Annotated in this window: 24 protein-coding genes and 3 pseudogenes; 19 read left to right on the top strand and 8 right to left on the bottom strand. The window is 50.9% G+C overall.

Annotated elements, in window-relative coordinates:
- On the top strand, positions 1 to 299 hold a 299-nt coding region (locus HMPREF1024_RS0127770), incomplete at its 5' end, for an IS5/IS1182 family transposase (protein WP_071739897.1).
- Positions 300 to 463: 164 nt separating this feature from the next.
- On the opposite strand, the gene silE is transcribed toward HMPREF1024_RS0127770, so the two are convergent.
- The 3 genes from silE to silR form a co-directional block, all read right to left on the bottom strand.
- Complete coding sequence (silE, locus tag HMPREF1024_RS01275; RefSeq protein WP_009309902.1) at positions 464 to 895, bottom strand: silver-binding protein SilE; 432 nt, start codon at positions 893 to 895, stop codon at positions 464 to 466.
- Between the two features lie 245 nt (positions 896 to 1,140).
- Positions 1,141 to 2,616: a copper/silver sensor histidine kinase SilS gene (silS, locus tag HMPREF1024_RS01280; RefSeq protein ID WP_009309901.1), complete on the bottom strand. Its 1,476-nt coding sequence runs from the start codon at positions 2,614 to 2,616 to the stop codon at positions 1,141 to 1,143.
- Complete coding sequence (gene silR / locus HMPREF1024_RS01285; RefSeq protein WP_000697969.1) at positions 2,609 to 3,289, bottom strand: copper/silver response regulator transcription factor SilR; 681 nt, start codon at positions 3,287 to 3,289, stop codon at positions 2,609 to 2,611. Before silR ends, silS begins: the two co-directional genes overlap by 8 nt.
- A gap of 189 nt (positions 3,290 to 3,478) precedes the next feature.
- On the opposite strand from silR, the gene silC reads away from it, so the two are divergent.
- The 7 genes from silC (at position 3,479) to HMPREF1024_RS01320 (ending at position 13,157) form a co-directional block, all read left to right on the top strand.
- Complete coding sequence (silC, locus tag HMPREF1024_RS01290; protein ID WP_000475512.1) at positions 3,479 to 4,864, top strand: Cu(+)/Ag(+) efflux RND transporter outer membrane channel SilC; 1,386 nt, start codon at positions 3,479 to 3,481, stop codon at positions 4,862 to 4,864.
- A 28-nt stretch (positions 4,865 to 4,892) separates the two neighbouring features.
- Positions 4,893 to 5,255, top strand: a complete 363-nt coding sequence (gene cusF / locus HMPREF1024_RS01295; RefSeq protein ID WP_004213578.1) for a cation efflux system protein CusF — start codon at positions 4,893 to 4,895, stop codon at positions 5,253 to 5,255.
- Positions 5,256 to 5,368: 113 nt separating this feature from the next.
- On the top strand, positions 5,369 to 6,661 hold the full coding sequence (gene silB, locus HMPREF1024_RS01300; RefSeq protein ID WP_009309900.1) for a Cu(+)/Ag(+) efflux RND transporter periplasmic adaptor subunit SilB: 1,293 nt from the start codon (positions 5,369 to 5,371) through the stop codon (positions 6,659 to 6,661).
- A gap of 10 nt (positions 6,662 to 6,671) precedes the next feature.
- The gene (silA, locus tag HMPREF1024_RS01305) at positions 6,672 to 9,818 is read left to right on the top strand and encodes a Cu(+)/Ag(+) efflux RND transporter permease subunit SilA (protein ID WP_009309899.1); all 3,147 of its coding nucleotides are present in this window, start codon (positions 6,672 to 6,674) and stop codon (positions 9,816 to 9,818) included.
- An 86-nt stretch (positions 9,819 to 9,904) separates the two neighbouring features.
- On the top strand, positions 9,905 to 10,345 hold the full coding sequence (locus tag HMPREF1024_RS01310; RefSeq protein ID WP_000758228.1) for a DUF411 domain-containing protein: 441 nt from the start codon (positions 9,905 to 9,907) through the stop codon (positions 10,343 to 10,345).
- 126 nt (positions 10,346 to 10,471) lie between these two features.
- Positions 10,472 to 12,919, top strand: a complete 2,448-nt coding sequence (gene silP, locus HMPREF1024_RS01315) for an Ag(+)-translocating P-type ATPase SilP (RefSeq protein WP_004098955.1) — start codon at positions 10,472 to 10,474, stop codon at positions 12,917 to 12,919.
- Between the two features lie 40 nt (positions 12,920 to 12,959).
- Positions 12,960 to 13,157: a DUF2933 domain-containing protein gene (locus HMPREF1024_RS01320; RefSeq protein WP_000843497.1), complete on the top strand. Its 198-nt coding sequence runs from the start codon at positions 12,960 to 12,962 to the stop codon at positions 13,155 to 13,157.
- 33 nt (positions 13,158 to 13,190) lie between these two features.
- Here the strand turns inward: HMPREF1024_RS01320 and HMPREF1024_RS01325 are convergent, their stop codons facing one another.
- Both HMPREF1024_RS01325 and HMPREF1024_RS01330 read right to left on the bottom strand, forming a co-directional pair.
- Positions 13,191 to 13,928 (bottom strand): peptidoglycan DD-metalloendopeptidase family protein, encoded by a 738-nt coding sequence (locus HMPREF1024_RS01325; protein WP_004118669.1) that lies wholly within the window; start codon positions 13,926 to 13,928, stop codon positions 13,191 to 13,193.
- A gap of 288 nt (positions 13,929 to 14,216) precedes the next feature.
- The gene (locus HMPREF1024_RS01330; RefSeq protein WP_001023257.1) at positions 14,217 to 14,666 is read right to left on the bottom strand and encodes a copper resistance protein; all 450 of its coding nucleotides are present in this window, start codon (positions 14,664 to 14,666) and stop codon (positions 14,217 to 14,219) included.
- Positions 14,667 to 14,899: 233 nt separating this feature from the next.
- Between HMPREF1024_RS01330 and pcoA the strand changes: the two are divergent.
- From pcoA to HMPREF1024_RS01360, 7 genes and pseudogenes are all read left to right on the top strand, one after another.
- Positions 14,900 to 16,718 (top strand): annotated as a pseudogene (gene pcoA, locus HMPREF1024_RS0127765) (multicopper oxidase PcoA).
- 5 nt (positions 16,719 to 16,723) lie between these two features.
- On the top strand, positions 16,724 to 17,614 hold the full coding sequence (pcoB, locus tag HMPREF1024_RS01335) for a copper resistance outer membrane transporter PcoB (RefSeq protein ID WP_001378118.1): 891 nt from the start codon (positions 16,724 to 16,726) through the stop codon (positions 17,612 to 17,614).
- Positions 17,615 to 17,653: 39 nt separating this feature from the next.
- On the top strand, positions 17,654 to 18,034 hold the full coding sequence (gene pcoC, locus HMPREF1024_RS01340; protein ID WP_000025662.1) for a copper resistance system metallochaperone PcoC: 381 nt from the start codon (positions 17,654 to 17,656) through the stop codon (positions 18,032 to 18,034).
- Between the two features lie 55 nt (positions 18,035 to 18,089).
- Positions 18,090 to 18,968, top strand: coding sequence for a copper resistance inner membrane protein PcoD (gene pcoD, locus HMPREF1024_RS01345; RefSeq protein ID WP_080821469.1), 879 nt, complete (start codon positions 18,090 to 18,092; stop codon positions 18,966 to 18,968).
- A 54-nt stretch (positions 18,969 to 19,022) separates the two neighbouring features.
- The gene (gene pcoR / locus HMPREF1024_RS01350) at positions 19,023 to 19,703 is read left to right on the top strand and encodes a copper response regulator transcription factor PcoR (protein WP_009309896.1); all 681 of its coding nucleotides are present in this window, start codon (positions 19,023 to 19,025) and stop codon (positions 19,701 to 19,703) included.
- Positions 19,700 to 21,100, top strand: a complete 1,401-nt coding sequence (pcoS, locus tag HMPREF1024_RS01355; RefSeq protein WP_009309895.1) for a copper resistance membrane spanning protein PcoS — start codon at positions 19,700 to 19,702, stop codon at positions 21,098 to 21,100. Before pcoR ends, pcoS begins: the two co-directional genes overlap by 4 nt.
- A 215-nt stretch (positions 21,101 to 21,315) precedes the next feature.
- Positions 21,316 to 21,750 (top strand): hypothetical protein, encoded by a 435-nt coding sequence (locus HMPREF1024_RS01360; protein WP_009309894.1) that lies wholly within the window; start codon positions 21,316 to 21,318, stop codon positions 21,748 to 21,750.
- Positions 21,751 to 21,929: 179 nt separating this feature from the next.
- Here the strand turns inward: HMPREF1024_RS01360 and HMPREF1024_RS31880 are convergent.
- The 3 genes and pseudogenes from HMPREF1024_RS31880 to HMPREF1024_RS01370 form a co-directional block, all read right to left on the bottom strand.
- Positions 21,930 to 22,092: pseudogene (locus HMPREF1024_RS31880) on the bottom strand (type II toxin-antitoxin system RelE/ParE family toxin).
- Between the two features lie 36 nt (positions 22,093 to 22,128).
- Complete coding sequence (locus tag HMPREF1024_RS01365) at positions 22,129 to 22,248, bottom strand: type II toxin-antitoxin system RelE/ParE family toxin (protein ID WP_009654306.1); 120 nt, start codon at positions 22,246 to 22,248, stop codon at positions 22,129 to 22,131.
- On the bottom strand, positions 22,214 to 22,393 hold the full coding sequence (locus HMPREF1024_RS01370) for a type II toxin-antitoxin system ParD family antitoxin (protein ID WP_004118349.1): 180 nt from the start codon (positions 22,391 to 22,393) through the stop codon (positions 22,214 to 22,216). The genes HMPREF1024_RS01365 and HMPREF1024_RS01370 overlap by 35 nt, the downstream gene beginning before the upstream one ends.
- A 150-nt stretch (positions 22,394 to 22,543) precedes the next feature.
- Here HMPREF1024_RS01370 and HMPREF1024_RS0127760 point away from each other — a divergent pair, with 150 nt between their 5' ends.
- The 4 genes and pseudogenes from HMPREF1024_RS0127760 to HMPREF1024_RS29555 form a co-directional block, all read left to right on the top strand.
- A complete protein-coding gene (locus HMPREF1024_RS0127760) occupies positions 22,544 to 22,948 on the top strand; it encodes a transposase (RefSeq protein WP_003031976.1) in 405 nt (134 codons plus the stop codon).
- Positions 22,945 to 23,292 carry an IS66 family insertion sequence element accessory protein TnpB gene (gene tnpB / locus HMPREF1024_RS01375; protein WP_004196919.1) on the top strand — a complete coding sequence of 116 codons (348 nt, stop codon included), beginning with the start codon at positions 22,945 to 22,947 and terminating at the stop codon, positions 23,290 to 23,292. The genes HMPREF1024_RS0127760 and tnpB overlap by 4 nt, the downstream gene beginning before the upstream one ends.
- Positions 23,293 to 23,340: 48 nt before the next feature.
- On the top strand, positions 23,341 to 24,879 hold the full coding sequence (locus HMPREF1024_RS01380; protein ID WP_004196907.1) for an IS66-like element ISEc22 family transposase: 1,539 nt from the start codon (positions 23,341 to 23,343) through the stop codon (positions 24,877 to 24,879).
- Between the two features lie 33 nt (positions 24,880 to 24,912).
- Positions 24,913 to 25,269 (top strand): annotated as a pseudogene (locus HMPREF1024_RS29555) (transposase); the annotation flags it as partial.
- Positions 25,270 to 25,299: the final 30 nt, after the last annotated feature.

The raw sequence follows: 25,299 nt of genomic DNA, 5'->3' as shown, positions 1-25,299 counted from the left end.
AAATCAGCGCGCTTATCCCGCCCCGAAAAGGTGCGGGTTACTGGCCCGGTGAATATGCAGACCGTAACCGTGCAGTGGCTAATCAGCGAATGACCGGGAGTAATGCGCGGTGGAAATGGACAACAGATTACAACCGTCGCTCGATAGCGGAAACGGCGATGTACCGGGTAAAACAGCTGTTCGGGGGTTCACTGACGCTGCGTGACTACGATGGTCAGGTTGCGGAGGCTATGGCCCTGGTACGAGCGCTGAACAAAATGACGAAAGCAGGTATGCCTGAAAGCGTGCGTATTGCCTGAAAACACAACCCGCTACGGGGGAGACTTACCCGAAATCTGATTTATTCAACAAAGCCCAGAATCTGATAAAAATGCCCCCTGTAGGGGGCAAAGATGTTGCAATATATCCGGTTACGGAAAAATCTATCAAGGAAATCAGGACTGCAAAGATACTACCATCGCCGTCAGCCTGCATTGAGCATACGACGATGCGCTTCGGCCATGGCCTGATGTGGGCCGGACTGACCGTTATTCATAAATTCATGGGCAACTGCAGCTCTTTCATGCTCATTCATTGCCGCAAACGAAGTCGCCGGACGGGAAGCGTTAACGGTGCCAGTTCCCATCATCTTCTGATGACTTTCCGCCATTTTTTTATGTGCATCTGCTGAACCATTGTTCATGGTTTCATGAACAATAATAGCCTGTTCATGCTGATCCATACCGGCCATCCGTGGAGCTGCCCCCTGGATGGCGGCTGGAGTTGAAGAAGACTGCATCTGATGGGCCGGAGCCTGAGCATTATTGACACGCTCATGGATATTTACAGTTTCAGTGGCCCAGGCCGTAGAAATTAAGCTCAAACCTAACACTGATGCTAAGACGATATTTTTCATGGTAACTCTCCATTTCTGAATTAGTGATGTCCGTGAATTTCGATCTGTGTCCTCAGTAGTACAACTGACAACTCTACAGACCTTATTCCGCCGGGATGAGGCTTTAATACAACTCCTGGCTTGTGCTGATGCCGTGTATGGATGAAGTAATAATGCCTTCCTGATAAGTTGCACTAATTATATCGAATGGCTTCTGTTTGCTGCATGACAGGCTAATGACATCTTTGTCATTTAAATCTTTATTCTCAGTACTGGGTTTCCGGAATCATTTTCTCCAGTCTGGGCACGGATAGGATAAAACGAGTTGAACGTACGTCCGATTCCACCTGCACTCTTCCGTGATGTGCTTCCACGATGGACTTCACAATCGCAAGGCCGATGCCGCTGCCTTCTCCTTTTCGTTGTCTGGACGGATCTACCCGATAAAAACGGTCAAACAGCCTTGATAAATGCTCTTCAGGGATTGGTTTCCCCGGATTTTCAATCACAAGGTCAAAAAAGCTCTCCTGCTCTCTTATTGAGACGGTGATTGCCTGTCCCTCCGGGGTATAACGCAGGGCATTGGATAACAGATTATTGATCGCCCTTCTGAACATTTGTGGATCTCCCTCAACCAGGCAGGGCATCCCGTTAAATTTGAGCGTGATATTGCGTTCTTCGGCCCAGGCTTCGAAAAACTCGAAGACTTTCATGACTTCCGCTCTGAGGTCAAAACGGACCCTGTCAGGTATCAGCTGGTTATTGTCCGCCTGTGCCAGGAACAGCATATCGCTGACCATTTTGGTCATCCGGTTATACTCTTCAAGACTGGAATAGAGGACATCCTCAAGTTCCCTCTGTGTTCGATCCTGACTCAGTGCGATTTCAGTCTGCGTCACCAGATTGGTGATGGGCGTTCTGATCTCATGCGCGATATCGGCAGAGAAATTGGCCTGGCGGGTAAAGACATCCTCAATCTTTCCAATCATATGATTGAACGAGATAACCAGTTGCTCCAGCTCAATGGGAACGCGTGTCGGTTCCAGTCGCGCATCAAGATTCTCGGAGGTGATGTTTTTAATGGCATTGCTGACATTACGAAGGGGCAGGTGCCCCTGACGGACAGCGATTCGAATGATCAGAACAATCAACAGGCTTATCACGACGGCAATCGCAATCAGGTTCTTTTTCAGCGCATCGAGGTAATGGAGATGGAAATTAATGGATAGGCCAGTCAGCATGACATAGTTCTGCTGTTTGCCCTGAAATATCGCCTGACCAGAGGAGGCGATAATCCTGTATGTTTCCATCTTCATTTCGGACCCGGTATCCATCGGTCCCGCAGGATCCTCCACCGTCCAGAGAAAGACATCCCGTGCGCGGCTGTGCTCGCTAAAATCTGCTGAATTCACTGCCTGGCGTAGTGCCGCCCCCTGAGCTGAGCTAAAGAGCACTTCACCCCTGGGATTGAGGAGCAAAAGGGCAACGTTGCGGTAGCTGGCAATTGATTCCTTTATTTTGCTTATTTTTTTATCATCCGGATCCACCGGGGACTGCAGTATACGGTTCAGTGTGGTGCTGATTTGTTGAAGATCGCTGACATCCTGCTCGGCAAAATGATTTTCAACAGAATGCAGCATAAACCAGGTGAAGGCGATAAAAGCCAGTATCGTGGACAGGCTGATAAAAAAGGTCAGCCGCAGGGCGAGTGAGAAAGGGCGTCTGGAAGGTTTGCTATGCATCCGGGACCTCCAGCATGTAGCCCACGCCCCGGACTGTCTGGATCAGCTTTGTCCCGTAATCGTTGTCTATTTTAGCGCGGAGTCGCTTTACTGCGACATCGATCGCATTAGTGTCGCTGTCAAAATTCATGTCCCAGACCTGAGAGGCAATCAGGGAGCGGGGAAGAACCTCTCCCTGATGGCGAATGAAGAATTCCAGCAGGCTGAACTCTTTACTGGTGAGCACAATGCGGTTTCCGGCGCGACTGACTTTTCTGGATACGAGATCAATCGAGAGGTCAGCCACCTTAAACTGGCTTTCCGTGATCATCGTGTTTCCCCGCCTCAGAAGGGTTCTCACCCGGGCGAGCAGTTCGGCAAACGCAAAGGGTTTAACCAGATAATCGTCCGCACCCAGTTCCAGTCCTTTGACCCTGTGTTCGATCGTGCCGAGGGCTGTCAGCAGTAAGACCGGCATACCCTTTCCGGCAGTGCGCAGCATGCGGATGATATCCCAGCCGTTCACATCAGGCAGCATGATGTCCAGGATGACTAAATCATACTCGGCTGTCATGGCGAGATGATATCCGGTAAGACCATTATCAGCGTGATCCACTACGAACCCTGCCTCTGTAAGCCCTTTGCTGAGATATTCACCTGTTTTAATTTCGTCTTCGACGATCAATATTTTCATCTTGCTCCCCGGCTGGCTGCTAATGTCATTCTATTGCGCCCACGATCGTTATCAACGGATTACAGCAAAAATGACAACATTGTCATTATCCTGTCACCCGGCAAACAGAGAGCGTTCGGTAAAGTATCCCTATCAATACTCTGGACTTCGTTTGAACCATTTACCAGGTCTGCCTGGACGAGAAGCGTTATGTTCAAATTAAAATTACTCAGCATCAGTACCATATTCATCCTGGCTGGTTGTGTTTCTCTGGCACCTGAATATCAGCGTCCGCCAGCTCCGGTTCCCCAGCAGTTTTCATTGTCTAAAAACAGTCTGACGCCTGCGGTAAACAGCTATCAGGATACGGGCTGGCGAAACTTTTTTGTCGATCCCCAGGTCAGCAGGCTGATCGGTGAAGCCCTGAATAATAACCGTGATTTGAGAATGGCTGCCCTGAAGGTTGAAGAGGCCCGGGCCCAGTTCAACGTCACGGATGCAGATCGTTATCCCCAACTGAATGCCTCATCCGGGATCACATACAACGGTGGTCTGAAAGGTGACAAGCCGACCACACAGGAGTACGACGCGGGTCTGGAGCTCAGCTATGAGCTCGATTTTTTTGGCAAACTTAAGAACATGAGTGAGGCTGATCGCCAGAACTACTTTGCCAGCGAAGAAGCCCGTCGTGCCGTACACATCCTGCTGGTCTCCAACGTTTCACAGAGCTATTTCAGCCAGCAACTGGCGTACGAACAACTCCGTATTGCGCGGGAAACGCTGAAAAATTATGAACAGTCCTATGCTTTCGTTGAGCAACAGCTCGTGACCGGGAGTACGAACGTTCTGGCACTTGAACAGGCGAGAGGACAAATCGAAAGTACCCGCGCCGAAATAGCCAAACGAGAAGGCGATCTGGCTCAGGCAAACAATGCCCTGCAACTGGTGCTGGGAACGTACCGCGCACTTCCGTCAGAAAAAGGGATGAAAGGCGGGGAGATCGCACCAGTAAAATTGCCACCAAATCTATCTTCACAAATTTTGCTGCAGCGACCGGATATTATGGAAGCGGAATATCAGCTGAAAGCGGCTGATGCCAATATTGGCGCAGCGCGAGCGGCCTTTTTCCCCTCCATTACCCTGACCAGTGGTCTTTCCGCAAGCAGTACGGAGCTGTCAAGCCTGTTTACGTCAGGAAGTGGAATGTGGAATTTTATCCCTAAAATTGAAATTCCTATTTTTAATGCTGGCAGGAATAAAGCCAATCTGAAGCTGGCTGAAATTCGCCAGCAACAATCGGTGGTTAATTACGAACAAAAAATTCAGTCAGCCTTTAAGGATGTTTCCGACACGCTTGCGCTGCGCGACAGCCTTAGCCAGCAACTTGAGTCACAGCAGCGTTATCTTGATTCACTTCAGATAACTCTCCAGCGTGCCAGAGGATTGTATGCAAGTGGTGCTGTCAGTTACATCGAAGTGCTGGATGCAGAACGTTCCCTCTTCGCGACGCAGCAAACCATTCTCGATCTTACCTATTCCCGACAGGTTAACGAAATTAATCTGTTTACCGCGCTGGGTGGCGGTTGGGTAGAGTAAATTTATTTAATTAATCAGGAAATTAAAAATGCGTAATTCACTTAAAGCCGTTTTATTTGGTGCCTTCTCTGTCATGTTTTCTGCCGGTCTTCATGCTGAAACACATCAGCATGGCGATATGAATGCTGCCAGTGACGCTTCGGTACAGCAGGTTATCAGGGGCTCCGGTGTCGTTAAAGCCATTGATATGAATAGTAAAAAAATCACCATTTCGCACGAAGCAATCCCTGCGGTGGGCTGGCCTGCAATGACCATGCGCTTCACTTTTGTTAATGCAGACGACGCTATTGACGCTATTAATGCCCTGAAAACCGGCAACCATGTCGATTTCTCGTTTATTCAGCAGGGCAATATCTCCTTACTCAAAAGCATTAACGTTACGCAATCCTGATTATCAGTCCGGAGCGAATACATCCAGTGCGCCTGAACATTCATTAAGGGATTACTGTGAATGAATGATCGGGCGCATATGCCAGGTGTTTTGATTTTTCAGCGAGAAATTGTATGGCTTCTTTAAAGATAAAATATGCTGCAATAATTATCAGCAGCCTCATAGCAGGGGGGCTGATATCGGTTACTGCCTGGCAGTATGTAAACTCATCACAAAAAACAGTACAAACCGAACAAAAGGCACCGGAGCGAAAGGTACTTTTCTGGTATGACCCGATGAAACCGGATACCAAATTTGATAAACCCGGAAAATCGCCCTTTATGGATATGGACCTGTTGCCAAAATATGCTGATGACAGTGGCGATAAAAGCAGTGGCGGGATCCGTATCGACCCAACCCAGGTTCAGAATCTGGGATTAAAAACGCAAAAAGTCACGCGAGGAATGCTGAATTATTCTCAGACAATCCCGGCTAATGTCAGCTATAACGAGTATCAGTTTGTCATTGTGCAGGCGCGCTCTGACGGTTTCGTCGAAAAAGTGTATCCCCTGACGATTGGCGATCAGGTGAAGAAAGGCACTCCGCTTATCGATATCACCATTCCTGAATGGGTTGAGGCACAAAGTGAGTTCCTGCTGTTATCCGGTACAGGCGGTACGTCAACCCAGATAAAAGGGGTTCTGGAGCGACTTCGTCTGGCTGGTATGCCGGAAGAGGATATTCAAAGGCTGCGTTCAACCCGCACAATCCAGACCCGTTTTACCATTAAAGCACCTATTGATGGTGTCATTACTGCGTTTGACCTGCGCACCGGCATGAATATTTCGAAAGATAAAGTAGTGGCTCAGATTCAGGGGATGGACCCGGTCTGGATCAGCGCTGCAGTGCCAGAATCTATCGCCTATCTGCTGAAAGATACGTCGCAGTTTGAAATTTCGGTACCGGCTTATCCGGATAAAACATTCCATGTCGAAAAATGGAACATTCTTCCCAGCGTGGATCAGACAACCCGTACGCTTCAGGTCCGTCTCCAGGTTTCTAATAAGGATGAGTTTCTCAAGCCGGGCATGAATGCCTATCTGAAACTGAATACCAGGAGCCAGGAGATGCTGCTGATACCAAGCCAGGCCGTTATCGATACCGGCAAAGAACAGCGCGTGATTACTGTTGATGATGAAGGCAAGTTTGTGCCGAAACAGATCCACGTTCTGCATGAATCACAGCAACAGTCCGGCATTGGCTCCGGCCTGAATGAAGGCGATACCGTGGTGGTCAGTGGCCTGTTCCTCATTGACTCCGAAGCCAATATTACGGGCGCGCTGGAACGTATGCGCCACCCTGAAAAAACAGAAAACAGTATGCCAGCAATGTCTGAGCAGCCTGTAAATATGCATTCAGGGCACTGAGGAGACGACGATGATTGAATGGATTATCCGGCGCTCTGTCGCCAACCGTTTCCTGGTCATGATGGGCGCACTGTTTCTCAGCATCTGGGGCACATGGACGATAATTAACACGCCGGTCGATGCGCTGCCTGACCTGTCAGATGTGCAGGTCATTATTAAAACCAGCTATCCCGGACAGGCCCCGCAGATTGTAGAAAACCAGGTCACCTATCCACTTACCACCACCATGCTGTCCGTACCTGGCGCAAAAACCGTGCGTGGTTTCTCACAGTTCGGGGATTCGTATGTGTATGTCATTTTTGAAGACGGGACCGATCTGTACTGGGCCCGTTCGCGCGTGCTGGAATACCTGAATCAGGTTCAGGGCAAACTGCCTGCGGGTGTGAGTTCTGAAATCGGTCCGGACGCCACGGGAGTGGGCTGGATATTTGAATATGCCCTTGTCGATCGCAGCGGAAAACACGACCTTTCAGAACTGCGTTCTTTGCAGGACTGGTTCCTGAAATTTGAACTGAAAACCATCCCGAACGTGGCTGAGGTCGCTTCGGTTGGCGGCGTGGTGAAACAGTATCAGATCCAGGTCAATCCGGAGAAATTGTCCCAGTACGGTGTCAGCCTGCCTGAAGTGAAACAGGCTCTTGAATCGTCTAACCAGGAGGCCGGTGGTTCATCCGTTGAAATGGCCGAAGCGGAGTATATGGTCCGGGCCAGCGGATATCTTCAGACCATTGATGATTTCAATAACATTGTCCTGAAAACCGGCGAGAACGGTGTACCGGTTTATCTGCGGGATGTTGCCCGCGTGCAGACCGGGCCTGAAATGCGGCGAGGTATTGCCGAGCTGAACGGCCAGGGGGAAGTCGCCGGCGGCGTGGTGATCCTGCGGTCGGGTAAAAACGCGCGCGACGTAATCACGGCAGTGAGGGATAAACTGGAGACGCTGAAGGCCAGCCTGCCGGAAGGCGTTGAAATCGTGACCACCTACGATCGCAGCCAGTTAATCGACCGGGCGATTGATAACCTCAGCCATAAACTTCTGGAAGAGTTTATCGTGGTGGCCATCGTCTGTGCTCTGTTCCTGTGGCACGTACGTTCTGCCCTGGTGGCGATTATCTCTCTGCCGCTTGGCCTGTGTATCGCCTTTATCGTCATGCACTTCCAGGGACTGAACGCCAATATTATGTCGCTGGGAGGGATAGCGATTGCCGTCGGTGCGATGGTGGATGCCGCCATTGTGATGATTGAAAATGCGCACAAACGGCTTGAGGAGTGGGATCATCAGCATCCGGGTGAGCAGATTGACAACGCCACCCGCTGGAAGGTGATTACCGACGCCTCCGTGGAAGTGGGACCCGCGTTGTTCATTAGCCTGCTGATCATCACCCTGTCCTTTATTCCTATCTTTACCCTGGAAGGGCAGGAAGGTCGTCTGTTTGGCCCGCTGGCATTCACGAAAACGTACTCCATGGCGGGAGCGGCCGCACTGGCCATCATCGTCATTCCTATTCTGATGGGATTCTGGATCCGGGGGAAAATTCCTGCCGAGACCAGTAACCCCCTGAACCGGGTGCTGATCAAAGCGTATCATCCTTTGCTGCTGCGGGTCCTCCACTGGCCAAAAACAACCCTGCTGGTTGCGGCCTTGTCCATTTTCACGGTTATCTGGCCACTGAGTCAGGTGGGCGGTGAATTTCTGCCGAAGATTAACGAGGGCGATCTGCTGTATATGCCGTCGACCTTGCCTGGCGTCTCTCCGGCAGAAGCTGCAGCGCTCCTGCAGACAACAGACAAGTTAATCAAAAGCGTTCCTGAAGTGGCTTCTGTATTTGGCAAGACCGGTAAAGCACAGACCGCAACGGATTCCGCGCCGCTCGAAATGGTGGAAACCACGATCCAGCTCAAACCAGAGGATCAGTGGCGTCCCGGCATGACAATTGACAAGATTATTGATGAACTCGACAGGACAGTCCGTTTACCGGGTCTGGCCAACCTCTGGGTGCCGCCTATCCGTAACCGTATTGATATGCTCTCAACCGGGATCAAAAGCCCGATAGGTATCAAAGTGTCCGGGACTGTTCTGTCCGATATCGACGCGACGGCGCAGAGTATCGAGGCGGTAGCCAAAACCGTGCCTGGCGTGGTGTCTGTCCTGGCTGAGCGACTTGAGGGCGGGCGCTACATCGATATCGATATCAACCGGGAGAAAGCCTCCCGCTACGGGATGACGGTAGGTGATGTCCAGCTGTTCGTCTCTTCAGCAATCGGAGGTGCTATGGTGGGTGAGACGGTTGAAGGGGTGGCCCGGTACCCTATTAACATTCGCTACCCGCAGGATTACCGGAACAGTCCGCAGGCGCTGAAACAGATGCCGATCCTGACCCCAATGAAGCAGCAAATTACGCTGGGCGATGTTGCCGATATTAAGGTCGTTTCCGGACCAACCATGCTGAAAACCGAAAATGCCCGGCCAGCCAGCTGGATTTATGTTGATGCCCGCGGCAGGGACATGGTGTCGGTGGTGAACGATATTAAGACGGCCATCAGTGAGAAAGTGAAACTGAGACCGGGGACCAGTGTGGCATTCTCAGGACAGTTTGAATTACTCGAGCACGCCAATAAGAAATTAAAACTGATGGTACCGATGACGGTGATGATCATCTTCATCCTGTTATATCTGGCATTCCGCCGGGCTGATGAGGCCTTACTTATTCTGATGAGCCTGCCGTTTGCCCTGGTTGGCGGGATATGGTTCCTGTACTGGCAGGGCTTCCATATGTCAGTGGCGACCGGAACCGGGTTTATCGCCCTGGCCGGGGTGGCAGCAGAGTTTGGCGTGGTCATGCTGATGTATCTGCGTCATGCCATTGAAGCGCACCCGGAATTGTCCCGTAAAGAGACGTTCACACCGGAAGGCCTTGATGAAGCCCTCTATCATGGTGCCGTACTGCGTGTCCGGCCGAAAGCCATGACCGTGGCGGTGATCATTGCGGGTCTGCTGCCAATACTGTGGGGAACCGGTGCAGGTTCAGAAGTCATGAGCCGTATCGCGGCACCCATGATTGGTGGGATGATCACGGCTCCGCTGCTGTCCCTGTTCATTATTCCTGCCGCCTACAAATTAATCTGGCTGCGCAGACATAAAAAAAGCGTGTCCTGAACCTGAAAGGGCACCCCCTGTGGGTGTCCTTCTTTACTGATTCACCCTGACGTCAGGGTTTATATCGATAATATACAGAGGTGAGTATGAAAAAAGTGGTTCTAATGGCGCTGGCTCTCGGCCTTTCACTACCCGCGATGGCGAGTGAAAAAGTGATTGATATGTACAAATCTGAAAACTGTGGCTGTTGTTCCCTGTGGGGCAAAGCGATGGAAAAAGACGGGTTCGAAGTACGAACTCACGTCATGAATGATCAGGCGCTGTCAGCCCTGAAAGAAAAGCATGCTATTCCTGCAGGACTACGAAGTTGTCATACCGCGGTTGCCGGTAATTTGATCATTGAAGGCCATGTGCCTGCGACAACGATACATAAGGCAATGCAGTCTGGTTCGGGTATATACGGTCTCGCCACCCCCGGTATGCCAGCAGGAAGTCCTGGAATGGAGATGGGAGCCCGAAAAGAGGCTTACGATGTTATCGCATTCTCACCGGATGGAAGTAAAAAAGTCTTCCAGCGAATCGAATAGTCAGCGGAACGGCTGATAACGGGACGCCGGTAGCAGGCACTCCTGTGCCGGCGATATTCGTGGTAATCGCATCCATGACATACCCTGAAGACAGAAGATGCTTCGGTATGCATAAGGAGAGTTACTGTGAAAAATGACAATGCAGTGCAACACAACAACCAGACTGCTTCTGAGCAGACATTATCCCCGGACGAGGGCCACGTATTGCATAAGGTGAGAGATCCCGTATGCGGGATGGCCATCCTGCCCGACAGGGCGCACAGCAGCATTCGATACCAGGACCACCAACTTTATTTCTGCTCCGCCAGCTGTGAGAGTAAATTTAAAGCCCATCCCGATCGTTATCTTACCGAAGATGCCAGTGAACATTCCCATCACCATCACCACGATCATCACGAAGTCAGCCCTGATCAGATAAAACAGCCTCACAACCAGGCGGAAAAAGAGAATTCTGAAGGTGTGTGGACATGTCCGATGCACCCGGAGATACGCCGCAGTGGTCCCGGAAGCTGTCCTGTCTGTGGAATGGCACTGGAGCCGCTCGTAGCTACGGCATCCACGGGGCCGAGTGATGAACTTCACGACATGACAAGACGCTTCTGGCTGGGGTTGTTGCTGGCGTTTCCGGTTCTGGTACTCGAAATGGGATCTCATCTGTTTCCCGACTTGAGGAATACAGTACCGCCACAGTACAACACATGGCTGCAGTTGCTTCTGGCCTCCCCTGTCGTGTTGTGGTGTGGCTGGCCATTCTTCGCCCGGGCCGGAATGTCGTTACGTAACCGCTCCCTGAATATGTTTACCCTTGTTGCAATGGGGACCGGCGTAGCCTGGGTTTACAGCGTCATTGCAACCGTCTTCCCCTCCTGGTTTCCTGCATCGTTCAGAAACATGGATGGCCTGGTGGCCGTTTATTTTGAAGCCGCAGCAGTTATTACGGTGCTTGTTCTGCTGGGACAGGTTCTTGAGCTGCGGGCACGGGAACAAACCTCAGGCGCCATTACTGCGCTTCTGAACCTTGCCCCCAAAACCGCCAGACGGCTGGATCATGACGGTCATGAAACGGATATTAATGCGGAAGATGTCCTGCCTGGCGATAAGCTCCGCATCAGACCTGGAGAGAGTATTCCGGTCGACGGTATCGTGATCGAAGGCAAAACAACCGTTGATGAATCGATGGTGACCGGGGAGTCTATGCCGGTTACCAAAACGAAGGGTGACCCTGTCATTGGGGGGACGATTAATCAGACAGGTAGTCTTATCATCCGTGCAGAGAAAGTCGGTGATGAAACGATGCTCTCACGAATTGTTCAGATGGTCGCTGATGCACAGCGTTCGCGTGCCCCCATCCAGAGAATGGCAGACAGCGTTTCAGGCTGGTTTGTTCCTCTGGTGATACTTATCGCGGTTGTTGCTTTCTTGATCTGGTCTGTCTGGGGGCCCGAGCCCAGGATGGCGCACGGTCTCATTGCGGCTGTGTCGGTCCTGATTATTGCCTGTCCCTGCGCGCTGGGACTGGCCACGCCGATGTCGATAATGGTGGGGGTGGGCAAAGGCGCCCAGGCCGGGGTGTTAATCAAGAATGCCGAAGCCCTTGAGCGTCTTGAAAAAGTGGACACGCTGGTTGTCGACAAAACAGGCACGCTCACGGAAGGTTCGCCTACGGTGACAGGGATTATCAGTCTCAGTCCGGGTGGGGAAATATCTCTTTTACGTGTAACAGCTGCAGTGGAAAAAGGTTCGCAGCATCCGTTGGGTATGGCTGTTGTCAGAGCCGCGCATGAAAAGGGGATCGTGATACCTGCCGTCAGTAATTTCAATGCCCCGTCGGGGAAAGGTGTCTCAGGCGATGTCGAAGGTCAACGGGTTGTTATTGGTAATGAACTGGCTATGCAGGAAAACAGTATCGTTATTGATAATCAAAAGGCCGTTGCGGATACGTTGCGGATGGAAGGCGCTACCGTTATCTATGTGGCCACAGACGGGAACCTTGCAGGCCTGATAGCTATCTCGGATCCCGTGAAAGCAACCACGCCGGATGCGCTTAAAGCTTTGCGTCAGGCGGGGATCCGCATTGTTATGCTCACCGGGGATAACCAGCTTACTGCTGAAGCAGTCGCACGGAAACTGGGAATAGATGAGGTTGAAGCCGGGATTCTGCCGGATGGCAAAAAAGCAGTGATAACCCGACTGAAAGCGTCTGGCCATGTGGTTGCGATGGCCGGAGACGGTGTGAATGATGCCCCGGCGCTGGCAGCGGCTGACGTGGGTATAGCCATGGGAACGGGTACAGATGTGGCAATAGAAAGTGCTGGCGTTACCCTTCTCAAAGGCGATTTGATGATACTCAACAGGGCCCGTCATCTGTCAGAAATCACCATGAAAAATATCCGGCAGAATCTGTTTTTTGCGTTTATCTACAATGCTCTTGGGGTGCCTGTAGCTGCAGGTCTGCTTTATCCTGTGTATGGAATACTGCTGTCGCCAGTTATTGCGGCGGCGGCCATGGCCCTTTCCTCCGTTAGCGTCATTGCAAATGCGTTGCGTCTGAAAAGTGTCAGGCTCGGGAAATAACCCTGAATGAAGGGTCTGTTACTAACAGAAGGAGTCCGGTATGAAAAGTACCACCTATGCACTTATTGCTGTCGCCGCGATTGCGGCATTTGCCCTCCTGCGCGAACACTGGTCACATGTGGCAGGTTACTGGCCATATCTGTTATTGCTGGTCTGCCCGCTAATGCATCTTTTCCACGGCCACGGAGGGCATGGAGATCATCAACATCAAGGAAGTGAAAACGATAAAAAAAATTAATCCGGCAGACGGGGCCGCGTCGCGGCCCCGTTATCAGTCCAGGTATCGTTCGTAGTCTCTGGCATGCGCAAAGGCATGCTGTTCAAGTTTGTTATCAGCGGGTGCCGCTGCCCGGAACGCCAGTGAGTTAACAGGATTGTTATTGATGACCAGCTCGTAATGCAGATGAGGACCGGATGAACGTCCGCTGTTACCGGATAACGCAATAGCGTCTCCCCGGGTAACCCTGGCCCCTTTAGTAACGAGTATTTTATTGAGGTGGAGATAGCGAGTTTTAACACCGGCTTTTCCCGTTACTTCAACAAAATATCCCATGGTACTGTTGTATTCGGCCCGGGTGATTTTTCCGTCGATGACGCTGACTATTTTCGTGTTCATGGGCATGGAATAATCAATGCCATTATGGGGACTCACTTTTCCCGATACCGGGTTAAGTCTTGCAGGATTGAAAGGCGAACTGAGTCTTGCTGTGGCCGGTAACGGATAATCGAGACTGCCTTTCCCGGAAGTATCGGAAAGGTTATAGAACTTTTTATCTGATATACGATACGCCGTGTAATTAAATGAACCGGACGTAAATTTATAGGCCACGACACGTGATTTTCCCGCTTTCTTTTGCAGTACGAGTTTTAATGATTCATTTTTTTTCAAATGCCGCAGATTAAACCGGGAAGGCAAGGAGCGCTGAAGAGTAGCGATCTCGTTCGATTCCAGCCCCGAGCGGGTGGCTGAAAGGTAGGCATTTTCTTTTACGACATCGGTAGAATACATTTACTGGAATTCGCCGTTAGCATGAACACTGCGGCGTATGCTAGGGGTTTTCAGGAGGCGTGTCATCTGTCAGTTAATCGGGAGCACCGTTGATGGTCGTCATTTTTGTAACATATCTTGTTTCCCGTTTGCTCCTGAAGCTCTGGGAACTGTATGACCAGCCCGACGGTGATGATTAACGGGACTGAAACAGGTTACGGCAGAGCAATATGGGGCTCATGTCCTGCTACGTAACCCGTCAGTAAAGCCCTGCTGCGCACCTGACGCTAAGCACTAACCCGCCTGCAGTTACCTGGTCGAATACAGCCCGCGAAGCTTTCTTGCCTGCGTCTGATGTGCTTCCGCACCGGCATTATTGACCTGCTCATGCACGAGAGCGGCTTTTTCTCCGGCATTCAGTTCGTTAAAAGAAGAAGACGAGGTCTTTGAATTTGCATCACTGCCGGACAGCATTTTTTTATGTTCCTCAATCATTTTCTGATGCGCATAGGACGCGCTGTTGTTCATAAATGAATGAGCAACAATGGCCCTTTCATGTTCATTCATTTCAGAGAATGAGGGCGTGTTGTTTTTATTAACCCTGTCCGGTAAGTTTTCATGCGTCGAGGAGTTCACATGACTGACGGCTGAGGCATTATTAACAAATCGATGTGCTTCATGGGCAATATCACTGGACTGAGCAAAAGCTGCCCCACAAAATAAAGCTGTAAACGCAGTGGTCGTGATTAATATATTCATGTGTAATTACCTTCTGAGGTACATAAAAGATGTCCTTATGATCATATATAAAAAAATCAACCTGTGGGGAAGATGACGTAAATGTAATACAGCCACGTACATTACACGATTGTAATGAATTTGTTTCTTAAGGTGTGCTAGATTCATTTCATTGTAAGTGGATGAACCAGTAATTTAATTTAAATCGGTTCTCGAATTCTGTCAGTAACCATACTTTAAATAAGGGAATGCGCATGCTGTTGAAAACGTCTCGACGAACTTTCCTGAAGGGGTTAACCCTCTCTGGCGTAGCCGGAAGTCTTGGCGTATGGAGTTTCAATGCGCGTTCCAGTCTGAGCCTGCCAGTTGCCGCATCCCTGCAGGGTACTCAGTTTGACCTGACCATTGGTGAAACGGCCGTCAATATCACGGGCAGTGAGCGTCAGGCCAAAACAATCAATGGAGGCCTGCCGGGGCCCGTTCTTCGCTGGAAAGAAGGTGACACCATTACCCTGAAGGTCAAAAACCGTCTTAATGAACAGACGTCCATTCACTGGCACGGCATTATTCTTCCGGCCAATATGGATGGTGTTCCGGGGCTGAGTTTTATGGGCATAGAGCCTGATGATACCTACGTTTACACCTTTAAGGTTAAGCAGAACGGGACTTACTGGTACCACAGCCATTCCGGTCTGCAGGAACAGGAGGGGGTATACGGTGCCATTATCATCGATGCCAGGGAGCCAGAACCGTTTGCTTACGATCGTGAGCATGTGGTCATGTTGTCTGACTGGACCGATGAAAATCCTCACAGCCTGCTGAAAAAATTAAAAAAACAAGTCGGATTACTACAATTTCAATAAACCAACCGTTGGCTCTTTTTTCCGCGACGTGAATACCAGGGGGCTGTCAGCCACCATTGCCGATCGGAAAATGTGGGCTGAAATGAAAATGAATCCGACTGACCTCGCGGATGTCAGTGGCTACACCTACACCTATCTCATGAACGGGCAGGCCCCGCTGAAAAACTGGACCGGACTGTTCCGTCCCGGTGAAAAGATACGCTTACGGTTTATCAACGGCTCGGCAATGACCTATTTCGATATCCGTATCCCCGGGCTGAAAATGACGGTCGTGGCTGCAGATGGCCAGTATGTAAACCCGGTTACCGTTGACGAATTCAGGATTGCCGTTGCCGAAACCTATGATGTCATTGTGGAGCCTCAGGGTGAGGCCTATACCATCTTCGCACAATCCATGGACAGGACCGGTTACGCTCGAGGGACACTGGCCACGAGAGAAGGGTTAAGTGCTGCCGTTCCCCCCCTCGATCCCCGTCCTCTGTTGACCATGGAAGATATGGGTATGGGGGGAATGGGACATGATATGGCAGGAATGGACCACAGCCAGATGGGAGGCATGGATAACAGCGGAGAGATGATGTCTATGGACGGTGCTGACCTTCCGGATAGCGGGACATCCTCCGCGCCCATGGATCACAGCAGCATGGCCGGTATGGATCATTCCCGGATGGCCGGAATGCCGGGTATGCAAAGTCATCCTGCGTCAGAAACGGATAACCCACTGGTTGATATGCAGGCGATGAGCGTCTCTCCGAAATTAAATGATCCGGGTATTGGTCTTCGAAATAACGGAAGAAAGGTTCTCACGTACGCGGATTTGAAAAGCCGCTTTGAGGATCCTGACGGACGTGAACCTGGCCGTACCATAGAACTGCATTTAACCGGCCACATGGAAAAGTTTGCCTGGTCATTTAACGGAATCAAGTTTTCAGATGCCGCACCGGTGCTGCTGAAATACGGTGAGCGGCTCAGGATCACGCTGATCAACGATACCATGATGACTCACCCCATTCACCTGCATGGTATGTGGAGCGATCTGGAAGATGAAAACGGTAATTTCATGGTTCGTAAACACACAATAGATGTTCCCCCTGGTACAAAACGCAGTTACAGAGTGACAGCAGATGCGCTTGGCCGCTGGGCGTATCACTGCCATTTGCTCTATCACATGGAAATGGGAATGTTTCGTGAAGTCCGGGTGGAGGAATGATACGAATGAAGAGAAATTTGAAGGCCATACCTGTTCTGGTCGCCGGTTTGTTTACCTCACAGCTTTCTATTGCGGCGGGCTCCGTCTCTGCAGATCCCCACGCCGGGCACGACATGTCTGCCATGCAGATGCCAGCAGATGAGAATTTCACTGAGATGACGTCAATGGAGCCCATTGTAACTGAGAGCAGAACGCCAATTCCGCCTGTTACCGATGCCGACCGGAAGGCTGCATTCGGCAATTTACAGGGGCATGCGATTCACGACAGTGCGATTAATTATCTGGTTCTGCTGGATCAACTGGAATGGCAACGGTCGGATAACACCAACAATTTCAGCTGGAGTGTTAACAGCTGGATTGGAGGCGACACAGATCGGATTTGGCTAAAGAGTGAAGGTGAACGAAGCAATGGGGAAACGGAGGCGGCTGAAGCGCAGTTACTCTGGGGACATGCGGTTGGCCCATGGTGGGATTTGGTTGCGGGTGTCAGGCAGGATTTCAGACCTGCTTCTGCCCGGACCTGGGCTGCTGTCGGTTTTCAGGGGCTGGCACTCTATAATTTTGAGTCTGAAATTACGGGTTTTGTCAGTAATGGCGGAAAAGCAGCCCTTCGTCTGGGAGGAGAATACGACGTTTTACTGACTAACCGGCTCATACTCCAGCCATCCTATGAGGTGAATTTCTACAGTCAGGATGATGAATCGCGGGGTCGCGGCAGGGGACTGACTGACACAGAGCTGGGGCTCCGGCTGCGCTATGAAATACGCCGTGAGTTTGCACCCTATATAGGCGTTTCCTGGAATCAACTTTACGGGAAAACATCCGATATGGCGAAAAGAGAAGGTGAGAAAGACCATCAGGTAGTATTCCTGGCGGGAGCCAGAATCTGGTTTTAACGCACTGATATAAAACACTCAACTAAACAGGTAAATAAAATGTCGATTTTAAATAAAGCCATTCTTACAGGTGGCCTCGTTATGGGCGTTGCTTTCTCTGCTATGGCCCATCCGGAATTAAAAAGCTCTGTGCCACAGGCTGATTCAGCCGTAGCGGCCCCGGAAAAGATTCAGCTTAATTTCTCGGAAAATCTGACCGTGAAATTCTCAGGTGCAAAATTAACGATGACGGGTATGAAAGGCATGTCATCACATTCTCCGATGCCGGTCGCGGCAAAAGTGGCGCCAGGCGCTGACCCTAAATCGATGGTCATTATTCCGCGAGAGCCTTTACCCGCTGGCACTTATCGTGTTGACTGGCGCGCGGTTTCTTCAGATACGCACCCTATTACCGGTAATTACACCTTTACAGTGAAGTAATATTATGAACGACCTGATTATGATTGTTATTCGTTTTCTTCTTTATCTGGATTTGATGGTAATATTTGGATTGCCATTTTTTCAGATATATGGAATAAGTGGTGTCAGACATGAAACCTATAACCTGACTAATTTCAGGTCGTTTATAACCTTTGCTGTTGTTACAGGCATCATTCTTACTGGCATTAATATGCTCCTGGTATCTAATGCCATGAGTGGAGTAACTGACCTCAGAGAATTATCCATCCATGTTATCGAGATGGTGATAGAAGAAACTGATGTGGGTATTAGCTGGATTGTCAGGCTCTGTGCCCTGTTTACCACACTCGGTGCTTTGTTCCTTTACACTAATAAGAGAGTATTGTCCTGCCTGCTGATGACGATGAGTGGGGGCGTGGCGCTGGCTACACTTGCCTGGGGAGGACACGCCGTTATGCATGACGGTCTGCATTACTATCTCCATTTACTGAGCGATCTGACCCATCTCGGCGCTGCAGGTGCCTGGACAGGTGCTCTGGTTGCATTTGCTATCCTGCTGATGCGCAGAAACGAGCATAATGCACAGAGCGTCATTGTGATATCTGACTCCCTGGCAAAATTTGCCACGGCAGGAACGGTGATTGTTGTAGCCCTGATCCTGAGTGCGCTGGTCAACTATCTGTATATTGCTGAGGGTAACTTAACTCCCTTATTCAACAGTTCCTGGGGGAGGATATTGCTTGCCAAGACGGCTCTGTTTGTTCTGATGCTTCTTCTGGCTGCAGCAAACCGGTTTCACCTGGGTCCCCGGCTTGAAGTTATGGTCAGGGAAGGGAATTATGATCGCAGCGTTGCCCTGATGCGAAACAGCATCCTGACAGAATTCGTTGTTGCGATTATCATTCTGGGCGCCGTAGCGTGGCTTGGAATGCTTGCTCCGTCTCAGATCAGCTAGGGGACAGCCAACGCTCATGCGTGAGATTTTTACTTTCATATCAGCGAGTTGACCATGCAGCGTATTTTAATCGTTGAAGACGAACAAAAAACAGGTCGTTACCTGCAGCAGGGACTGGTTGAGGAAGGCTATCAGGCCGATCTCTTTAATAATGGCCGCGATGGTCTTGGGGCCGCGTCGAAGGGACAGTATGATTTGATAATACTGGACGTGATGCTGCCTTTCCTCGACGGGTGGCAAATCATCAGCGCACTGAGGGAGTCCGGGCACGAAGAACCGGTCCTGTTTTTAACCGCAAAGGACAACGTGCGGGACAAAGTGAAAGGACTGGAGCTTGGCGCAGATGACTACCTGATTAAGCCCTTTGATTTTACGGAGCTGGTTGCACGTGTAAGAACCCTACTGCGCCGGGCACGCTCGCAGGCCGCAACAGTCTGCACCATCGCCGATATGACCGTTGATATGGTGCGCCGGACCGTGATCCGTTCGGGGAAGAAGATCCATCTCACCGGTAAAGAATACGTTCTGCTTGAGTTGCTGCTGCAACGCACCGGAGAAGTGTTACCCAGGAGTCTTATCTCGTCCCTGGTCTGGAACATGAATTTTGAAAGTGATACGAATGTGATTGATGTCGCCGTGAGACGTCTGAGAAGTAAAATTGATGATGACTTTGAGCCAAAACTGATCCATACCGTTCGCGGTGTCGGATATGTCCTGGAGATCAGAGAAGAGTGAGGTTCAAAATTTCCCTGACCACACGCCTGAGCCTGATTTTTTCTGCGGTGATGCTTACGGTATGGTGGTTATCAAGTTTTATCCTGATTAGCACCCTTAATGGCTATTTCGATAATCAGGACCGCGATTTTCTGACAGGTAAACTTCAGCTCACCGAAGAGTTTCTTAAAACAGAGACGTTCAGGAACAAAACGGATATTAAGTCATTATCAGAAAAAATAAACGATGCGATGGTGGGGCACAATGGCTTATTCATTTCTATAAAAAACATGGAAAATGAAAAAATTGTTGAACTCTATGCCAAAAATTCTGTTGTTCCAGCGGTCCTGCTTAATAAGTCGGGTGATATTCTCGACTATATGATCCAGACGGAAGAAAATAACACCGTGTACCGCAGTATCTCGCGGCGGGTTGCCGTGACGCCGGAACAGGGTAAAAGCAAACATGTCATCATTACGGTTGCCACGGATACCGGGTATCACACCCTGTTTATGGACAAACTCAGTACCTGGCTGTTCTGGTTCAATATCGGTCTGGTCTTTATTTCTGTTTTTCTGGGCTGGCTGACCACACGTATTGGTCTGAAACCGCTACGGGAAATGACCAGTCTGGCTTCCTCCATGACCGTACACAGCCTGGATCAGCGTCTAAATCCCGATCTGGCTCCGCCGGAAATCTCTGAGACCATGCAGGAGTTCAATAATATGTTTGATCGCCTGGAGGGGGCATTCCGGAAACTGTCAGATTTCTCGTCTGACATCGCGCATGAGCTGCGCACACCAGTCAGTAATCTGATGATGCAGACGCAGTTTGCACTGGCTAAGGAAAGGGATGTTTCGCATTACCGCGAAATTTTATTCGCTAACCTGGAAGAACTGAAAAGGTTGTCACGAATGACCAGTGACATGCTTTTTCTGGCACGTTCAGAGCATGGTCTGCTGCGGCTGGAAAAACATGATGTGGATCTGGCAGCCGAACTGAATGAATTACGTGAGTTGTTCGAGCCCCTGGCAGACGAAACAGGAAAGACAATCACGGTTGAAGGAGAGGGCGTTGTTGCCGGAGACAGCGATATGCTCCGACGTGCTTTCAGTAACCTGCTTTCCAATGCAATCAAGTATTCTCCCGATAACACCTGTACAGCGATACACATTGAGCGTGACAGTGACTGTGTGAACGTGATGATTACGAATACGATGTCCGGCCAGGTTCCCGCTAATCTGGAACGTTTGTTTGACCGGTTCTATCGCGCAGACTCATCAAGGTTCTACAACACGGAAGGCGCGGGGCTGGGATTATCAATTACAAGGTCGATCATTCATGCTCACGGCGGCGAGCTGTCAGCAGAACAGCAGGGGCGGGAAATTGTGTTCAGTGTGCGTCTGTTAATGGATTAATACCGTTATTCAGGAGAAACCCGGAAGGTGACAAAAATGTCATCGTTCAGTCACGCGATAAACAGAGGCGGTTTTTTATAATCAGCCATAAATCAGGACAGCGTGATAATTCAATCGCCCGGTTCCTGGCGTGATGATCAACCAGCCCTGAGATCAAATGCTTTCTCTGTTATAAGCATTGATTGTTCGGGTATGAAAACACCGGAGACCCAACCATGAAAAAGATCCTTGTATCCTTTATTGCCATGATGGCTGTCGCTTCATCTGCCTGGGCTGCAGAGACAATGAACATGCATGACCAGGTAAATAATGCCCAGGCGCCTGCCCATCAGATGCAATCATCCGCTGAAAAAAGTGCAGTTCAGGGGGAGAGCATGAAAATGATGGATATGAGCGGTCACGATCAGGCCGCAATGTCCCATGAAATGATGCAAAACGGCAATTCTGCTGCCCATCAGGACATGGCTGAAATGCATAAAAAAATGATGAAATCCAAACCTGAGAACACCCAAGAAACTGCTAAGCCATTTTCCGAAATGAGCGAGCATGAGAAAGCCGCTGTTGTGCATGAGAAGGCGAATAATGGCCAGTCTTCCGTTATTCATCAGCAGCAGGCTGAAAAGCATCGCAGCCAGATCACCCAGAATTAACCCGCTGCTCCACTTGTCAGACCCTCATTTGACGCCGAAGTCACTGGCTTACGCTCCCGTCCGGGAGCGTTTTTTTTATAAGCGAAATGAATAATAATGAAAGAGTCCATACACAATGTTTTTTTTGGTCATGTCGACCTCACAATTAACTTATATTGTTTGAGAATCCTGTTCCCCGGTCATCTCCAGGGTGCATGTCGCGCCGTATCCTGAGACTGGCTGAGAATACGAATGACCGTAACCATAGAATGTGATGATACAAAATAGATCGTATGCCGGTTCTACCGGCAGTGTGCAGATATCGTCTCCCAGCTCTGCACAATGCGTGCCGATATCATGCATGGCCAGCACATCAAATACTGCAGCTATACGACCGATCTATGCATCCGCCTGAACAACCCCGATCTGTCTGAAGCTGAAGTCCCAGATGGCCTCCAGATCCTCTTCTGCTTTGGGTGTCAGCTCAATCTCTTTCATTTGCCACCCTGGCCCTGACATTCCTCAGGAATGCATTCTTGTTCCATGGTTTCGCCTCGCCGCTGCTGATCCCTTCGGCCAGCAGATCGCGCAGTTCCTGAAGTCTGGATTCAGCCTGCTTTTCATGCAGCTCATCACCCACGTCCACCGTCATCGTACGAGCCATAACCCCTCCATATCTTAATGTAAGATTTATTCTTACATCATTAAATCAGCTTACTACGCTGCTTCCATGGTAAGCGTCGTCTCAGCACCGTCTGGCAGATCCTGATATTCCTGAGAGGATAGTGGACACCAAATATGGTGGACGCTATCCATGAAATCATTAACCGCAGTGCGTAAAAAAAGCCCTAATTATCCCGTTGAGTTCAAAATCAAAATGGTTGAACTCTCGCATCGACCAGAGATCTCCGTAGCGCAACTCGCTCGTGAGCATGGGATCAACGATAATTTGCTGTTCAAGTGGCGCCAGTACTGGCGCGAAGGAAAACTACGTCCTCCTTCAACAACAGAAAACAACGTGCCTGAGCTGCTCCCGATAACACTTGATGCCGAAGATGTTGTCCCTGCAACCTCCCCCCGGTCACAACCTGTAGCTGCTGCGGCACCTGAATCACTCAATATCAGCTGTGAAGTAACGTTCCGGCACGGATCACTCCGTCTGAATGGTGCCATCAGCGAAAATATCCTGAACCTGCTGATACGGGAGCTCAAACGTTGATCCCATTACCATCAGGGACAAAGATCTGGCTGGTCGCTGGCATCACCGATATGAGAAACGGCTTCAACGGCCTGGCGGCAAAGGTGCAGACGACGCTGAAAGACGATCCGATGTCAGGTCACGTTTTTATCTTCCGTGGGCGTAATGGCAGTCAGATAAAGCTCCTCTGGTCTACCGGCGATGGACTGTGTCTGCTGACCAAACGGCTGGAGCGCGGCCGCTTCGCCTGGCCGTCAGCCCGGGATGGCAAAGTGTTCCTCACACCGGCACAGCTGGCGATGCTCCTTGAAGGTATCGACTGGCGGCAGCCTAAAAGACTGCTTACGTCCCTGACTATGTTGTAAGCCTCTTTATCCTGGTCGACGCTGAATGAGCCTGGTAATATACCCGGTATGAGCAGCTCACTTCCTGACGATATCAATGCACTGAAACGTCTCCTTGCCGAACAGGAGGCGCTGAACCGTGCCCTGCTGGAAAAGCTGAACGAGCGTGAACGCGAAATAGACCATCTGCAGGCACAGCTGGATAAGCTGCGCCGGATGAACTTCGGCAGCCGCTCCGAAAAAGTCTCCCGTCGTATCGCACAGATGGAAGCTGACCTGAAGGCACTTCAGAAAGAAAGTGATACCCTTACCGGTCGGGTTGACGACCCGGCCGTGCAGCGCCCGCTGCGTCAAACCCGCACCCGCAAACCGTTCCCCGAATCACTCCCCCGCGATGAAAAACGACTACTGCCGGCAGCGTCATGCTGCCCGGAATGTGGAGGCTCGCTGAGCTATCTGGGTGAGGATGCCGCCGAACAGCTGGAGCTGATGCGCAACGCCTTCCGGGTTATCCGGACTGTACGTGAAAAGCATGCCTGTACTCAGTGCGATGCCATCGTGCAGGCCCCCGCGCCTTCACGGCCCATCGAGCGGGGTATCGCAGGACCGGGGCTGCTGGCCCGCGTGCTGATCTCAAAGTATGCAGAGCACACCCCGCTGTACCGCCAGTCTGAAATATACGGCCGCCAGGGCGTGGAGCTGAGTCGTTCACTGCTGTCGGGCTGGGTGGATGCATGCTGCCGGCTACTGTCACCGCTGGAAGAAGCGCTTCAGGACTATGTGCTGACTGACGGTAAGCTCCATGCTGATGACACGCCTGTCCCGGTGCTGTTGCCAGGCAATAAGAAAACGAAGACCGGGCGGTTATGGACCTACGTTCGTGACGACCGTAACGCCGGGTCAACGCTGGCGCCGGCGGTGTGGTTCGCTTACAGCCCGGACAGAAAAGGCATCCATCCGCAGACCCATCTTGCGGGGTTCAGTGGTGTACTGCAGGCGGATGCATACGCTGGGTTCAACGAGCTGTACCGGGATGGTCGGATAACGGAAGCCGCCTGTTGGGCTCACGCCCGCCGTAAAATCCACGATGTGCACGTTCGCACCCCGTCAGCCCTGACGGAGGAAGCGCTGAAACGGATCGGCGAACTGTACGCCATCGAGGCAGAGATAAGGGGAATGACGGCGGAGCAGCGCCTTGCCGAACGTCAGTTGAAAACGAAACCGCTGCTGAAATCCCTGGAAAGCTGGCTGCGTGAAAAGATGAAAACCCTGTCGCGACACTCAGAACTGGCGAAAGCGTTCGCATACGCCCTGAACCAGTGGCCGGCGCTGACGTACTATGCAGATGATGGCTGGGCTGAGGCGGACAATAACATCGCTGAAAATGCGCTGCGGATGGTCAGTCTGGGCCGCAAAAACTACCTGTTCTTCGGTTCGGATCATGGAGGAGAGCGGGGAGCGCTGCTGTACAGCCTGATCGGGACGTGCAAACTGAACGGAGTGGAGCCAGAAAGCTACCTCCGCTATGTCCTTGACGTCATAGCCGACTGGCCGATAAACCGGGTCGGCGAACTGCTCCCCTGGCGCGTAGCACTGCCGACTGAATAACACATCCCCGTCAATACGGTTCTTGCTGCACGCTTACAGAAAAGTGCCACTCTGTCGAAAAAATCCCGGTTAGGCGAGGCGTTCGCTTATGCACTGAACCAGTGGGATGCCCTGTGTTACTACTGCGATGATGGTCTGGCAGAGCCGGATAATAACGCTGCTGAGCGCGCGCTACGAGCGGTCTGTCTGGGCAAGAAAAACTACATCTTCTTCGGCAGTGATCATGGTGGTGAACGTGGTGCCCTGCTGTATGGTCTGATCGGAACGTGCAGGCTGAACGGTATCGATCCAGAGGGTTACCTTCGCCATATCCTGAGCGTATTGCCGGAGTGGCCCATCAACAAAGTGGCCGAACTGCTGCCATGGAACGTAGATCTCACCAATAAATAGCCGTCAATACGGCGCTCACTTAACGCTTAC

The sequence above is a fragment of the Klebsiella sp. 4_1_44FAA genome (genome assembly GCF_000238715.1).
Lineage (GTDB): Bacteria > Pseudomonadota > Gammaproteobacteria > Enterobacterales > Enterobacteriaceae > Klebsiella > Klebsiella pneumoniae.
The sequence above is the reverse complement of the archived record's forward strand: the minus strand, read 5'-3'. Positions and strand labels throughout refer to the sequence as shown.

What these genes read in the sequence shown, in the direction of transcription:
- HMPREF1024_RS01370 (WP_004118349.1), bottom strand. Translation starts at nt 22,393, where the DNA reads ATGGCTCGTACGATGACGGTGGACGTGGGTGATGAGCTGCATGAAAAG.
- HMPREF1024_RS01365 (WP_009654306.1), bottom strand. Translation starts at nt 22,248, where the DNA reads ATGTCAGGGCCAGGGTGGCAAATGAAAGAGATTGAGCTGACACCCAAA.
- pcoR (WP_009309896.1), top strand. Translation starts at nt 19,023, where the DNA reads ATGCAGCGTATTTTAATCGTTGAAGACGAACAAAAAACAGGTCGTTAC.
- silE (WP_009309902.1), bottom strand. Translation starts at nt 895, where the DNA reads ATGAAAAATATCGTCTTAGCATCAGTGTTAGGTTTGAGCTTAATTTCT.
- cusF (WP_004213578.1), top strand. Translation starts at nt 4,893, where the DNA reads ATGCGTAATTCACTTAAAGCCGTTTTATTTGGTGCCTTCTCTGTCATG.
- silB (WP_009309900.1), top strand. Translation starts at nt 5,369, where the DNA reads ATGGCTTCTTTAAAGATAAAATATGCTGCAATAATTATCAGCAGCCTC.
- HMPREF1024_RS01380 (WP_004196907.1), top strand. Translation starts at nt 23,341, where the DNA reads ATGAGCAGCTCACTTCCTGACGATATCAATGCACTGAAACGTCTCCTT.
- pcoB (WP_001378118.1), top strand. Translation starts at nt 16,724, where the DNA reads ATGAAGAGAAATTTGAAGGCCATACCTGTTCTGGTCGCCGGTTTGTTT.
- silS (WP_009309901.1), bottom strand. Translation starts at nt 2,616, where the DNA reads ATGCATAGCAAACCTTCCAGACGCCCTTTCTCACTCGCCCTGCGGCTG.
- HMPREF1024_RS01360 (WP_009309894.1), top strand. Translation starts at nt 21,316, where the DNA reads ATGAAAAAGATCCTTGTATCCTTTATTGCCATGATGGCTGTCGCTTCA.
- HMPREF1024_RS01330 (WP_001023257.1), bottom strand. Translation starts at nt 14,666, where the DNA reads ATGAATATATTAATCACGACCACTGCGTTTACAGCTTTATTTTGTGGG.
- silR (WP_000697969.1), bottom strand. Translation starts at nt 3,289, where the DNA reads ATGAAAATATTGATCGTCGAAGACGAAATTAAAACAGGTGAATATCTC.
- HMPREF1024_RS01310 (WP_000758228.1), top strand. Translation starts at nt 9,905, where the DNA reads ATGAAAAAAGTGGTTCTAATGGCGCTGGCTCTCGGCCTTTCACTACCC.
- HMPREF1024_RS01320 (WP_000843497.1), top strand. Translation starts at nt 12,960, where the DNA reads ATGAAAAGTACCACCTATGCACTTATTGCTGTCGCCGCGATTGCGGCA.
- pcoC (WP_000025662.1), top strand. Translation starts at nt 17,654, where the DNA reads ATGTCGATTTTAAATAAAGCCATTCTTACAGGTGGCCTCGTTATGGGC.
- silC (WP_000475512.1), top strand. Translation starts at nt 3,479, where the DNA reads ATGTTCAAATTAAAATTACTCAGCATCAGTACCATATTCATCCTGGCT.
- HMPREF1024_RS0127760 (WP_003031976.1), top strand. Translation starts at nt 22,544, where the DNA reads ATGAAATCATTAACCGCAGTGCGTAAAAAAAGCCCTAATTATCCCGTT.
- pcoD (WP_080821469.1), top strand. Translation starts at nt 18,090, where the DNA reads ATGGTAATATTTGGATTGCCATTTTTTCAGATATATGGAATAAGTGGT.
- HMPREF1024_RS01325 (WP_004118669.1), bottom strand. Translation starts at nt 13,928, where the DNA reads ATGTATTCTACCGATGTCGTAAAAGAAAATGCCTACCTTTCAGCCACC.
- silA (WP_009309899.1), top strand. Translation starts at nt 6,672, where the DNA reads ATGATTGAATGGATTATCCGGCGCTCTGTCGCCAACCGTTTCCTGGTC.